The 13,024-nt window shown below is 53.2% G+C and carries 12 protein-coding genes; 10 read left to right on the top strand and 2 right to left on the bottom strand.

The window, feature by feature from the left end:
- The first annotated feature begins 164 nt into the window (after positions 1-164).
- From Q5741_RS17925 to Q5741_RS17915, 3 genes are all read left to right on the top strand, one after another.
- Entirely contained in the window at positions 165-854 is a 690-nt protein-coding gene (locus tag Q5741_RS17925; protein WP_305025530.1) for an ABC transporter ATP-binding protein, read from the top strand.
- 11 nt (positions 855-865) lie between these two features.
- Positions 866-2,140, top strand: a complete 1,275-nt coding sequence (locus tag Q5741_RS17920) for an ABC transporter permease (protein ID WP_305025491.1) — start codon at positions 866-868, stop codon at positions 2,138-2,140.
- Positions 2,141-2,255: 115 nt separating this feature from the next.
- A complete protein-coding gene (locus Q5741_RS17915; protein ID WP_305025490.1) occupies positions 2,256-2,666 on the top strand; it encodes a hypothetical protein in 411 nt (136 codons plus the stop codon).
- 86 nt (positions 2,667-2,752) lie between these two features.
- Here Q5741_RS17915 and Q5741_RS17910 read toward each other — a convergent pair whose 3' ends face one another.
- Positions 2,753-4,015, bottom strand: coding sequence for a BaiN/RdsA family NAD(P)/FAD-dependent oxidoreductase (locus Q5741_RS17910; protein WP_305025489.1), 1,263 nt, complete (start codon positions 4,013-4,015; stop codon positions 2,753-2,755).
- Between the two features lie 213 nt (positions 4,016-4,228).
- On the opposite strand from Q5741_RS17910, the gene Q5741_RS17905 reads away from it, so the two are divergent.
- The 5 genes from Q5741_RS17905 to mutY all read left to right on the top strand — a co-directional run bounded on the left by Q5741_RS17905 (position 4,229) and on the right by mutY (position 9,197).
- Positions 4,229-5,926, top strand: coding sequence for a two-component system sensor histidine kinase NtrB (locus Q5741_RS17905; protein WP_305025488.1), 1,698 nt, complete (start codon positions 4,229-4,231; stop codon positions 5,924-5,926).
- 129 nt (positions 5,927-6,055) lie between these two features.
- Positions 6,056-6,490, top strand: a complete 435-nt coding sequence (locus Q5741_RS17900) for a BrxA/BrxB family bacilliredoxin (RefSeq protein WP_305025487.1) — start codon at positions 6,056-6,058, stop codon at positions 6,488-6,490.
- A gap of 105 nt (positions 6,491-6,595) precedes the next feature.
- Positions 6,596-7,408 (top strand): ammonia-dependent NAD(+) synthetase, encoded by an 813-nt coding sequence (nadE, locus tag Q5741_RS17895; protein WP_305025486.1) that lies wholly within the window; start codon positions 6,596-6,598, stop codon positions 7,406-7,408.
- Positions 7,409-7,562: 154 nt separating this feature from the next.
- Positions 7,563-7,949 (top strand): holo-ACP synthase, encoded by a 387-nt coding sequence (gene acpS, locus Q5741_RS17890; protein WP_305025485.1) that lies wholly within the window; start codon positions 7,563-7,565, stop codon positions 7,947-7,949.
- Between the two features lie 48 nt (positions 7,950-7,997).
- Complete coding sequence (gene mutY / locus Q5741_RS17885; RefSeq protein WP_305025484.1) at positions 7,998-9,197, top strand: A/G-specific adenine glycosylase; 1,200 nt, start codon at positions 7,998-8,000, stop codon at positions 9,195-9,197.
- A gap of 70 nt (positions 9,198-9,267) precedes the next feature.
- Here mutY and Q5741_RS17880 read toward each other — a convergent pair whose 3' ends face one another.
- Positions 9,268-9,882 (bottom strand): superoxide dismutase, encoded by a 615-nt coding sequence (locus tag Q5741_RS17880; RefSeq protein WP_305025483.1) that lies wholly within the window; start codon positions 9,880-9,882, stop codon positions 9,268-9,270.
- Between the two features lie 557 nt (positions 9,883-10,439).
- On the opposite strand from Q5741_RS17880, the gene Q5741_RS17875 reads away from it, so the two are divergent.
- Both Q5741_RS17875 and queG read left to right on the top strand, forming a co-directional pair.
- Complete coding sequence (locus tag Q5741_RS17875; RefSeq protein ID WP_305025482.1) at positions 10,440-10,865, top strand: GNAT family N-acetyltransferase; 426 nt, start codon at positions 10,440-10,442, stop codon at positions 10,863-10,865.
- Between the two features lie 304 nt (positions 10,866-11,169).
- Complete coding sequence (gene queG, locus Q5741_RS17870) at positions 11,170-12,990, top strand: tRNA epoxyqueuosine(34) reductase QueG (RefSeq protein WP_305025481.1); 1,821 nt, start codon at positions 11,170-11,172, stop codon at positions 12,988-12,990.
- Positions 12,991-13,024 lie beyond the last annotated feature (34 nt).

The following is a 13,024-nucleotide window of genomic DNA, read 5'->3' as shown; positions in this document are numbered from 1 at the left end:
TGAACACAGGTAAGCCGCGGGACGAACCGCGGCTTTTGACGTCGCATCTTTTGACGTATAGTTAAGAGAGACAAAAGAGAATGGAGAGGGGAATCATGCACAGACAAGAAAACGAACGACGACAACCGGGACAAGTCTATCAGAAAGAAGCAGTGCAAGGATTTATGCTGGATGCTCATATCGTGGAAGCCGGTTATGAGGCATCTGCAGGCACGATCCGCAATATTACCATTCAGGTGCAGCCAGGAGAACTGGTCGGTCTGATCGGGCCTAATGGAGCGGGCAAGAGTACCAGCATTAAGACGCTGCTGGGTCAAATGCAGTATGCCAACTATCATGTCCACATTGGGGGCAACAGCAGGTATGCGTATATTCCAGAGCATCCGGTGCACTATGATTACCTCACACTGTGGGAGCATCTGGATCTGGCCGCTGCAGTCTACGAGCTGGAATATGAGTCTTTCCGGCAGCGCGCCGAGGCTCTGCTTAGACGTTTTGGTATGTGGGATGTGCGTCATGATCTGCCGGGCAGCTTCTCGAAAGGCATGCGTCAGAAAATGATGCTGCTGGTCGGCTTCATTGCCGAACCGGACATGTATATTGTGGATGAGCCGTTTATAGGGCTGGACCCGCGAGCGACCAAAGACTTTCTGATTCTGCTGGAAGAGGAGCGAAGCCGGGGAGCCGGAGTGCTGATGTCTACCCACGTACTGGACACGGCAGAACGGATTTGTGACCGGTTTATCCTGATCTCCGGCGGTGCGGCTGTTGCCTCTGGAACCCTTGCCGATATCCGGCAGGCCAGCGGGAAGCCGGAGGCAGCACTATTTGAATGCTTTGATATTTTGACCTGAGGGGGATGACTATGAACCGACTTGAAGCAGAGCGGGCGGCATCCCTGACTGGCCGGAAGACTGGAGCGGAGCAGCTGTTTCGGCGGCGCTTCAAGGAATATATGACAAGCCAGTTTCGTGTGCTTCGGCTGGCTGCGGATTGGACAGTCCTGCTGTATATCATAATTCCTGCCTTATTATATGGAGGATTTGCCTATTCGGCATTGTGGAGAGAACCCCTGCCGGCATGGGCCCTCCAGCTTCCCTTTACCATTGAATTGGTGCTGCTCCAGATCCTGATGCTGGCAGGCACGGTACATTATTATCTGGAAGAGGCAGACAGCCTCTTCATCCGCCAGCATTCCTCATGGGTGCTGACGATCAAGCGCTTCGGAATGCGGTGGAGCCTGATCAGCTGGAATGCGGTTATTCTCTTTGCGCTGGGGCTGTTGTCTCCGCTGCTGGTGCGGGGGATTCGTCTGACGGCGGCGGGCATGCTGCTGCTGGCAGGCTGGACAGTGGCAGTGACCAGCATTCAGATGCTGGTCACCCATGCCGTCCGGGTGTCAGGCCAGGGCTGGAGAACGAAGCTGGCCCTCTTGTCAGCCCGCAGCGGATTGAGCCTGTTGTATGTTGGTATTGCTGTTCAATCCCGGCATCCCTGGCTGATTGCACTATGTACGGCTGCCGGCTTTAGTCTGCTTCCGCTGTTCGCCAGGTGGAGGCTTCGCCATTCGGCCTGGGACGGTGAGGTCAGGGAGGACCTGCACCACCGTATGCGCCTGACTTCAATATTGTTGAGTCAGGCAGTGGATAAGCCCAAACGTGTCCCGCGCAGGTCCTTTCTATTTAAAGGGTCGCGCAGGCTGCTGCCGGTGCGTAGTGAACGCGGACGTATTGTAGATTTATGTTTAAAATCCATGCTGCGTGACGGGTCGCAGCGGCTGCTCTATCTGCAGCTCATCGGGTTTGGGGCTGTGGCTGTGCTGCTGCCGCCTGCTTGGATTGGTGTAATCATCGGTTTTGTGATGCTGCTCCTGCAGGCTTATTGGCTGTACGGAGTATGGGGGGCATTTACCGCTTCCGGATTTTATCAGCTCCTTGGAGCAGATTCTCACCGGACACGATCCCGAGGCAGCTTTGCTGTGTCTTTGCTGCTGGCTCCGCCAGCGGTCATTCTTGGTGCGGCTGTTGCTATTCGCGGCGGAGGAGGCTGGTGGCTGCTGTCAATCCTGTTAGCACCCGTCCTGGGCTGGATCATATCAGGGCTTCTGCAATGGTATCAGCTCGGCCGGAGCGGGGACTGATCTGGATTGGCATGACACAGCGCATTGATAATCACGGAATCTTCTGGGTAATCTATATCCGGCTGGTCAAGCATTCCTGCTGGCAGGACCGTATTCACTTCAGGAGGACGATATTATGAAGGAACAAGCTTTACTATTCCGGTTTCATCAGGAGGAGCAGGCTCTCCAGGCACAGGATACCCTGGCCGAGCTGGGGTACGATGCTTCTCTGGCAGGTCACGCGAGTATTCAAGTCCATGTGGACCATCAGGATTTGACGTCTGCACTTGAAATCTGCCAGTCTTATGGAGGACAGCTGCAGGAGCAGGATCATGCTTCGGAGCTTCAATTGCTGCAGTCCGCCTATGATCTGGAAGAGATCCAGATTCCTGCCCATACGATTAATGAGGACTGGTCAGAGGAATATATGAATGGATCCCATACCTTTCCCCAGACGGACCAGGACAGCAGAGGCCTGCATAACAATAATGATGACGGGAGCAGGGAAGCGCCGGATGGAGGCTTCTCGGGAAGTATTCGGGCATAGCACTGCCCGGGTTCCTGTAATGAGCATAACCCCCAGACATGAGTCTGGGGGTTATTTCTGTAATCCGTCTATAGGTTGGAGTACCTCTATTCCAGCTGCAGTGCAGCACCTTTGCCTGCAGTATAGCCGGTCGCAAAGGCAGCCGTAATATTATAGCCTCCGGTATAGCCGTGAATGTCCAGAACTTCTCCGCAAAAGAATAATCCCGGCATCAGCTTGGACTGCATCGTTTTGGGGTATATTTCCTTCAAATGAACACCACCGCCGGTTACAAAGGCTTCTTCCAGAGAGCGGGTACCGTTGGCCTGGAACTCAAACCCTTTGAGCAGCTGAAGCAGCAGCTGCCAAGGTTCCTTCGGCAGGTGATGATACGTCACTTCTTCCGGCAAACCGGCTTTGGACAAAAGCAGGGGAATCATCCGTTCCGGGAGAATACCCTTAAGTGCATTTTTGAGCGCTTTCTTTGGTTCCAGCTCCAGCTTGGAATGCAGCTCTTGCTCTAATACCTTCAGCGGCTTGTCCGGAAACAGATCAATGGACATCGTCACCAGGCGGATATCGAATTTTTTCTGCACCTGCCGAATAAATTGACTGCAGCGAAGGGCAATTGGCCCGGACACGCCGAAATGAGTGAAAATCATATCCCCGCGGTGAGCGATGACGGTTTTGCCCTTGGGGTTAGTAACGGAAAGCTCGACATCCCGCAGGGACAAGCCTTGCAGTTCCCGGTTGGAAATCCATTTTTCCTGGGAGGTGATCGGAACTTCCGTTGGGTACAGCTCGGTAATGGTATGGCCTGCGGCCTCAGCCCATGCATACCCGTCCCCGGTTGAACCGGTCTGTGGAACAGACTTGCCTCCGGTTGCGATGATGACCGCACGGCTCGCAACAGACTTGCCATTCTTCAGTCTGACGCCCTGAACGGCATTGCCATGATAAAGAACTTCAGCAACAGGGCTGTTGGTTGTCATATGGACACCAAGGGACCTGACCTTGCCGACCAAGGCATCCACTACGCTCTTTGCCCGGTCTGACACGGGAAACATGCGGCCGTTGTCTTCTTCCTTCAGCGCGATACCCAATCCTTCAAAGAACTGCATGATACCGCGGTTATCCAGATGCTGAAATGCACTGTACAGGAAACGTCCGTTACCGGGAATATAGCGGATCAGTTCATCAATCTCCTTGGCATTAGTCACATTACAGCGGCCGCCGCCCGAAATACCCAGTTTGCGGCCCAGCTTGTCGCCCTTATCGATCAGCAGGACAGAAGCCCCGTGTTCTGCGGCAGCGACACAGGCCATTAGGCCGGAAGGGCCGCCACCGATTACAATTACATCATAGGTCATAAAAATCCCTCATTGTCGAAATTTTAGAACACCGTTCAAATAGGATATGCTGCCTAATTCGATCCTTTTCATTCTTAGAAAGGGATTAATTCGTACAGAAACGTTGACTTTATTATCTTTTACACATGACTTTACACATATATTGTAATATAGTGTCGCCTATGTTTTAATCGAAATAACCGATGCTTAGTTCGCAAGGGAGGAAGGCCCACAGTGAATGCTGTCGAACATATTCTGCTCCAAGTTTTTTTAGCCGGATTCGGACTCATTCTTTTTCCCTACGCTGTTCGCTATACCGCTGACGAATCAGGAAAGCCGGTACTATTCCGGAATTCCTATAATACCATACTCGCTGTGTGCTGTATTCTAAGTATTCTGCTGTGCCATCTGTTCCAATCCGGCTACCGGGACGGGTTGATTTTTGATCTGGGTGCGCTGCCTCTGCTGATCGGTATATTATACGGCAGATTAAGAACTGGTATAATCATCGCTGCTGCGGCCCTGTTGATACACGGCATATTTAGATACCAGCTGGATTTTTCGCAGCTTCTTCTGCAAACAGGGGTTATACTCTATCCTTTTATATTCTGGGCCGCTGGCTGCTTCAAGCGGAGTGGGGTCCAGCGCAAGCTCAGAATATTTAATCTTTTTGTGCTCGTATTTTGCGTATTGGACGTCTTATTTTCCACCTTTTCCGGGTGGAATACCATTCCCGATACTCCCCATAAGCCGGTCTTTAGTTTGGTTTATGTCATTGCAGGCCTTGCTGCCGGCAGCCTGCTGCTGCTGCACATCGAAACGACCCACGACCACATCAGAGACCGTGAACAAGCCCGCATCATGAGCAGGAAGTACGAATTGGAACGGGATAAATTCCGCCAGTTCCTGGACAACGTGCCCCTGCATGTCCTGACGCTTGATACCCGCCTTGAAATTGTTCTGATCAATGAAGTCATGCTGCAGTTTTTCCGTAAGAGCTCTCCCTTCTTGTCGTTTAAGGACGTCGTTGGTGAAGGAATTGAAAATTTCATAGCTCCCAATCTGGTTAAACGCTTCAGGGAACGGATTGAGATGGCGCTGGACGGCCAGGCCAGCCAGGAATCCGTCCATTCAGGTCCCTACATATTTTATTCCCACATTTCCCCGATACGTGACACATATAAGGAGGAGATTGTTGGCGTGCTTGTGATCTCGCAGGATATGACAGAAATTGAAATGCTGCGCAGTGAGCTCGGCAATGTGGAACGCCTTAGCCTTGTGGGGCAGATGGCTGCCAGTATTACACATGAGATCCGTAATCCGATGGCCGTGGTCCGGGGCTTCCTGCAGCTGATGCGGGAGAAAAGTCCAGGCTCGCTGGATCATTACTACCGGATCGTCATGGAGGAGCTGGACCGTGCCAACAGCATAATCAGTGATTTCCTGTCCCTGGCGCAGAACCGGATCGTCGAGAAGGAAGAACATCATCTCCATGATATCATCTATGAGCTTACGCCGCTGCTCTGGGCGGACGCCAACCTGCGTGGGCAGAGCATTGAACTGAAACTGGATGAGGACCTGCCCAAGCTCAATTTGAATCCGAAGGAAATGAAGCAGCTGATTCTGAATCTGTCCCGCAATGCGATGGAAGCGATGGACGATAAAGGGGTGCTTACCCTAAAGACGGCCAGCAGCGGAGAACAGGTTCTCTTCGAGGTGCATGATACGGGTCCGGGCATTCCTAAGAACAAGCTGGATAAGCTCTTCGAGCCTTTCTTCACGACAAAGTCAACCGGCACAGGTCTGGGTCTTGCGCTCTGTCTGAGTATCGTAGAGAGGCATAATGGTACCATTACAGTGGATTCCGAAGAAGGGAAGGGCACGGCCTTCAGGGTGGCCTTTCGAATGGAGCGTCCAATGCTGCGTTCTTGATTTCAACATACCGGAATGTATAATAAAGGAGTAGTCAGGCATTTTACATAAGTGCCTCAGATAAAGTGAATGAATACAGATCGGGCTGCCTTCAAGCAAGGTTCAGCTATTCCAAAGGAGTGAAAGCAGATGTCAATGTCTTTTGACCAATATATGAGAGATATGGTTCAGCCGATGCGTGATGAGTTAACTCGTCTGGGTATCCAGGAACTGAAAGATCCGGAAGCTGTGGAGAACGCTCTCCCGGATGCCAAGGGAACGACCCTGGTTGTCGTTAACTCGGTGTGCGGCTGCGCCGCAGGCCAATGCCGTCCGGGTGTAGCCAAGGCGCTGGAGCATGATATTACTCCGGATCACCTGTACACCGTATTCGCCGGTCAGGATAAAGAAGCCACTGCCAAGGCACGCGAATACTTCGCTCCATACCCGCCGTCTTCCCCTTCCATCGCCCTGATGAAGGACGGAGAACTGGTGCATTTCATCGAACGTCATCAGGTTGAAGACCGTTCGGCTGATGAGATTGCGGCGGATCTGAAGAGCGCATTTGACCGTTACTGCCGCTAAGTCAGTCCAGCAGCGCCCCGCCGTGTTCGGTTTCGAATCCGGCTGGGGCGTTTATTTGGTTTTAGACGGCCTTTCCCAAAATTTCAAAAACGAGGTGCATATTCAATGACGCTGCAGCAACAGATCATTAAGGAGCTTAACGTATCACCAACCATTAACGTCGAAGCCGAAGTCCGCAAACGTGTGGATTTTCTGAAAAGTTATGTGAAGCAGTCAGGTACGAAAGGGCTTCTGATTGCCATCAGCGGCGGGATTGACAGTGCCGTAGCCACAGGCCTGTGCAAACGTGCGACGGACGAGCTGACCGAGGAAAGCGGAGAGGAATACCGAACGCTGGGCGTATTTCAGCCTTACGGGAAACAGGAAGATATCGACCACAGCTACGCGACAGCGAAAGCCTTTGAACTGAAGTATACGGTTGAAACCAATATTGAAGCTTCCGTGAACCAGATCGCCGAAGAAGTAGAGCGCGGCATGGTGAAGATGGGGCTGGAAAAAACCACGATGACGCCGCAGGGCAAAGGGAATGTCAAAGCGAGAACCCGCATGGTCATGCAGTACGCACTGGCTTTTGAGCAGAATCTGCTCGTCGTCGGTACCGATCATGCTTCAGAGGCCATCACCGGCTTTTACACCAAATGGGGTGACGGCGCGGTAGATATCACACCGCTGGGCAGCCTGAATAAACGCCAGGTACGCCAGCTTGCGGCTCACCTGGGTGTGCCGAAGGAAATACTGGAGAAGGCGCCAAGTGCTGGTCTCTGGGAAGGACAGACCGATGAGAAGGAACTGGGTATCAGCTATGAGGATAATAGTGACTACCTCGAAGGCAAGCAGATTAACCCTGAAGTTCAGGAACGACTGGAAGCCTTCTACAAGCGAACACATCACAAACGTAATGCGATTCCGGGGATCTGATTGGTCACAATCGGGACTAACTAGGAAGGCGAGCTGCTCCTGCTGCGGGAGCGGACTCGCCTTCTTGCTGTTTACGGCTGGAATAGGCTTCAGCCTGTTCATGAAAGTCCGGGGCTGTTACAATATAGGGCAGAGAACAAAGGGGGATGAATTCTTGATCTACGGGATAGGACACGACGTACTGGAAATTCCCCGTCTGCAGCGCCTCCTGGACGGAAGGCACGGCACCCCCTTTATCGAACGGGTGCTGACCCCGCAGGAGCAGGCGCTCGCAAGGGAGCGCGGCCAGTCTGCCGAGTTCATCGGCGGCCGTTTTGCGGCCAAAGAGGCCATCACCAAAGCATTTGGCTGCGGCATTGGCGGCGTAATCGGCTTCAGCGATCTGAACATCGTGCCGGATGAGAAGGGCAAGCCTCTTGTTCAATTGAACACGGCAGCGTGGGAGCGTCTGGGGCTGTCTGCCGCGGAGCATGTTATCCATTTGAGCATTACGCACCAGCCGGGTCTGGCTTCGGCTTTTGCCGTGGTAGAGGCCCGCTGAGCGAATACAAGCGCAGCCAGGACTGCACAGGAGAGAATATACAGAATCATGAACAATACAGAACACAAGTCCACCTTCAGTACGGAGCTGCTGAACTGGTATATGGTCAGCAAACGGGATCTGCCTTGGCGCAGACACCGGGACCCCTATATGATCTGGATCTCAGAGATTATGCTGCAGCAGACGCGGGTCGATACGGTAATTCCGTATTTCCAACGCTTTACGGAGCGCTTCCCGACCATTCAGGCTTTGGCGGAAGCACCGGAAGAAGATGTGCTGAAGCATTGGGAGGGGCTCGGTTATTATTCCAGAGCCCGTAACCTGCAGCTGGCGGCCCGGCAGATCATGGAGCTGTACGATGGCCGGATGCCGGACGATGTCGAGGCTGTCGCCGGTCTGAAGGGCGTCGGCCCTTATACGACAGGCGCGATTATGAGCATCGCCTTCAACCGTCCGGTACCGGCCGTCGACGGTAACGTGATGCGGGTGCTGTCCCGGTATTTCCTCATCGAGGACGATATTATGAAGCAGGGGACACGCAAGCAGATGGAAGCGCTGGTGCGGGAGCTGTTTCCGGAAGGACAGGCCTCCCACTTCACCCAGGCGATGATGGAGCTGGGGGCGCTGGTCTGCACGCCCAAATCGCCGCATTGTTTGACCTGTCCGGTGATGGAGCACTGCGCCGGACGGCTGGCGGGGGTCGAGGAGACGCTGCCCGTGAAGACGAAGGCGAAACCCCCGCGTCCGGAGGAGCGGCTGGTCGCCCTCGTCGAAGGCCGCGGCAGCCGCAGCGGCCGCGTGCTGGTGCGCCAGCGCCCGGCCAAGGGCCTGCTGGCGCGCATGTGGGAGCTGCCGCATGTACTCGCGGCAGCCTCTGCCGGCACCGCCCCTGCGGGTGACGGCGCCATGGACCGGCTTGCCGGCGCCCTCCGGGAGGAGGGCGTAGGCGTCGCGCCGGTCCGCCATCTGCTGAACGCGGAGCATACGTTCAGCCACATCCACTGGAACCTGCAGGTGTTCCAGTGTGAGGAGGCTCCGGCCGCGCTGCCGGAGCCCGGGCACGCCGCCGCTGCTGCGCAGGTGGCGGAAGCGGCGGCGGCCTACGCGGAGAGCGGAGCTCTCGATGCCGCGCCGCCGGAGCCGGTCGCCTACCGCTGGATTACGGCGGCCGACATGGACACGTTGGCGTTCCCCAACGTGTTCCTCAAGATCCTGCGCAATTATTTCAGCGCGCAGGATGAGCAGTAGAGCCGGCGGTTCTTAGACCAACACAAAAAAAGGACCTCCAACGGAGGTCCTTTTCTATGAGCACAGCCTATTAGTTCTTGGCTGCAGTATAGCGTTTGTTCACTTCGTCCCAGTTGATGACATTCCAGAATGCGGAGATGTAATCAGGGCGTTTGTTTTGATATTTCAGGTAGTACGCATGCTCCCATACGTCCAGACCCAGAACTGGAGTCAGACCTTCGAATACAGGGCTGTCCTGGTTCGGTGTGCTGGTAATAGCCAGTTTGCCGTCTTTGCCGACAACGAGCCATGCCCAGCCGCTGCCGAAACGGGTAGTAGCCGCTTTGGCGAAGTCTTCTTTGAATTTGTCAAAGCCGCCGAGCTCGCTGTCGATCGCTTCTGCGATTGGACCCGTAGGAGCGCCGCCGCCGTTAGGACCAATAATTTCCCAGAACAGGCTGTGGTTATGATGACCGCCGCCGTTGTTGCGAACGGCAGTACGGATGCTTTCAGGTACGCTGTCCAGGTTGGAGATCAGATCCTCAAGAGATTTATCCTGCAGTTCAGGTGCGTTCTCCAGAGCAGCATTCAGGTTGGTTACGTATGTGTTATGGTGACGGTCATGGTGGATTTCCATCGTTTGAGCGTCAATGTGCGGTTCCAGTGCATTGTTCGGATAAGGCAAAGCTGGTAGTTGATGTGCCATAATGAAATTACCTCCTGAAATTGGATTGGGGTGGGCAGCCGGCTCGGATGAGAGGCTAACCTATGTAATAATACCCTCGACAGTAATATTAAACCGCATCCTGCTGATTTTATCAACATCAATGTTGGTAAAGTCGGATATCCTTGGATAGCAGCTTCCTCTCATAGCTTGTCCCTCCGCAGGAATAAAATACTTCAAAAAAAGCGAGTAAAAGGGGATGAAACCGTGCGTTCAGGCCATTTAAAGGAAGAGTTGGCAGCTCTAAAAATGTAAACGCTTTATATAAAGCGCTTACAGAAGAAAATGGATGAAATACAGAGAAAAGTGTGGTTTAATGGTCAAGGAAGCAACATTTTCGGATTTTTTTGTCGCCTGCAGGTTGTTAGCATATCCTTCATAAGCAGGATCAACGGCTGCTTGATTTGTGTCACTGCGGCTTTATTCTCATCTTATGATGGTGATGTTATCGTCATGCTATCTGACTTCGGTTTTTATGTAAAAATGCACTTATTTTTGCATAAAGGCCTTATTATGCTTACGAAAAGGGAGATTATGTTATGGAAGTTCGTTCCTTTCAGTTGAGTGATGTGAATCCGGTTACCGAGCTGCTTCAAACGGCTTTGTCCGAAGACTGCTACGAGAATACGATGGGTGCTTTTGCTCGTCAGTTATCCTGGGATTCCGATCTGATTATGGTTGCGGAAGAGAATAGCGAGATCGTTGGTGTATTGATCGGTACGATCGATAACAATCACGGCTGCTATTACAGAATTGCCGTTCACCCGGATTACCGCCGTCAGGGCGTGGGTAAGGCACTTGTGTCCAGTATGGAGCTTCGCTTCCAGCAGCGTAAGGTCAGCCGTATTTGGGTGGCTGGAGATGAGCACAATCAGGCGGCCATGCCGCTGTATGAAGCCCTCGGTTATGGCGCAAGCCAAATCCTGCAGGCTTTCCAGAAGCTGAGCATTCTGGCGCCACACTAAGAACGAAGACCCAGGTCCATCGTCGTGATTTTGCAATTATATATATGAATTTAATTAAGCGTTTTACATAAACCTACGCAAGAGTTATGCAAAATGCGGATGTAATCACAATATGGGCATATCTTCCAAGCCGTTGCAAATGGTCTGGAGATATGCTTTTCTATTATTATGGCTCAGTCTCTATAAATTATGATTTTAAATATATATGTCTGAATGGCGCCTGTTCCGGAATGTTCCGGGAAAATAGGCGCCGTTTCTCCTGTGCAGGAGAATGCTGCAGTTAAACCGGAAGGAGGGATCAAGGATGACGAGCGCAGGGACTACCACACAAGACCAGGTTGTTGGCTGGGATCGATTGAAACAGGAGATTAAGGCGGCTGCACGTGATCTGGGGATTGACTCTATCGGCTTCGCTTCCGCCGATCCTTTTGTGTCATTGAAATCCATTCTGGAGCAGCACCGGGCCAAGGGATACGAATCCGGGTTCGAAGAACCTGATATCGATAAACGTATACATCCGGCACTGGACGGCAGCAAGCCGTCATCGCTCATTTCTATTGCGGTGGCTTATCCTTCGAAGATGAAGGACCCGCCCAAGTCAGAACCGGGCAGGTACAGAGGAATTATCGCCCGCTCAGCCTGGGGGAAGGACTACCATCAGGTGCTGCGGGCAGCCATGGAGAAGCTGAGGGCTTTTATTCTGGAGCGGGTGCCTGAAGCTGTTATTCAGAGCATGGTGGATACAGGCGAGCTCGTCGACCGTGCTGTCTCAGAGCGCGCAGGCATTGGCTTCAGTGCCAAAAACTGTTCCATTATTTCTCCGGAATACGGATCATGGATTTTCCTGGGCGAACTGGTGACGAATATTCCGTTTCCTCCGGATACTCCTGTGACGGAGGACTGCGGAGAGTGCACGAAGTGCATTGATGCATGCCCGACAGGGGCGCTGGTGGGACCGGGACAATTGAATGCCCAGCGCTGTATTTCTTTTTTGACACAAACGAAGGGATTTCTCGATGAAGAATTTATGCTTAAGATCGGCAACCGGCTCTACGGATGCGATACCTGCCAGATCGTATGTCCGAAGAACCGGGGCAAGAACTGGGATCATCATCCCGAATTCACGCCGGACCCGGAGATTGTCAAACCGCTCCTGCTGCCGCTGCTGGATCTGAGCAACAAGGAGTTTAAAGAACGTTTCGGGGAGAGCGCCGCAGCCTGGCGCGGCAAGAAACCGATTCAGCGCAACGCGGTGATTGCCCTCGGCAATTTCAAGGACATTACGGCCGTGCCGAAGCTCACCGAAGTGCTGCTGAAGGACCCGCGTCCGGAACTGCGGGGAACTGCAGCCTGGGCGCTAAGCCGAATTGGAGGAGAGAACGCGATGAAAGCCATTCAGGAAGCTGCTTCAGGCGAACAGCATGAGCAGGTACAACAGATGATCAGACAAGCGGAAGAGAAGCTAAGTGAAGCTGGTAATCAAGCGGAACCAAAGAATGAAATGTCGGCTTCGGCCGACTTCAAGGGGAACGAATTCCAACCGCAGGTTAAGGAGACTGCCAGCGGTACATTCACGATCGTGACCGGTCATGAAGGGGAAGGCACACCGGTTTATTATGATGAACTGCTATCACCAATTGGTCCCCTGACCCTGTGTGCCACCGATCAGGGACTATGCCATATCGAATTCGGGGCCTTCCATGTGCAGGAGGCATACCTTCAGCAGTGGGCACGTACCTGGATCGGAGACTATGTCTATGTACGCAGTCCTGAGAAGCTGCAGGAGGCTTCTTCCCAGATGCGCCAGTATTTTGCCGGGCAGCGCCGTGAGTTTGATCTGAAGCTTGATCAGCGCGGCACACCGTTCCAACTGCAAGTATGGGAGGCTCTTGCCGATATACCTTATGGGGAGGTTGTCTCCTATAAAGCGATAGCCGAGAAAATTGGACGCCCGAAGGCTGTCCGGGCTGTTGGCGGTGCGAATAACAAAAATCCGCTGCCGATTGTCATTCCATGCCACCGGGTCACCGGAGCGGACGGAGGCCCGGGGGGTTATGCAGGCGGACTTCAGGTGAAAGCTCACCTGTTATCGCTTGAACAGACAGCCCCTGCTCCGGAGGCTTAAACCGCAGCTTGAGCGGAGTCTTCCCGGAGAAATT

Source organism: Paenibacillus lacisoli, assembly GCF_030580655.1.
GTDB lineage: Bacteria > Bacillota > Bacilli > Paenibacillales > Paenibacillaceae > Paenibacillus > Paenibacillus lacisoli.
The sequence above is the reverse complement of the archived record's forward strand: the minus strand, read 5'-3'. Positions and strand labels throughout refer to the sequence as shown.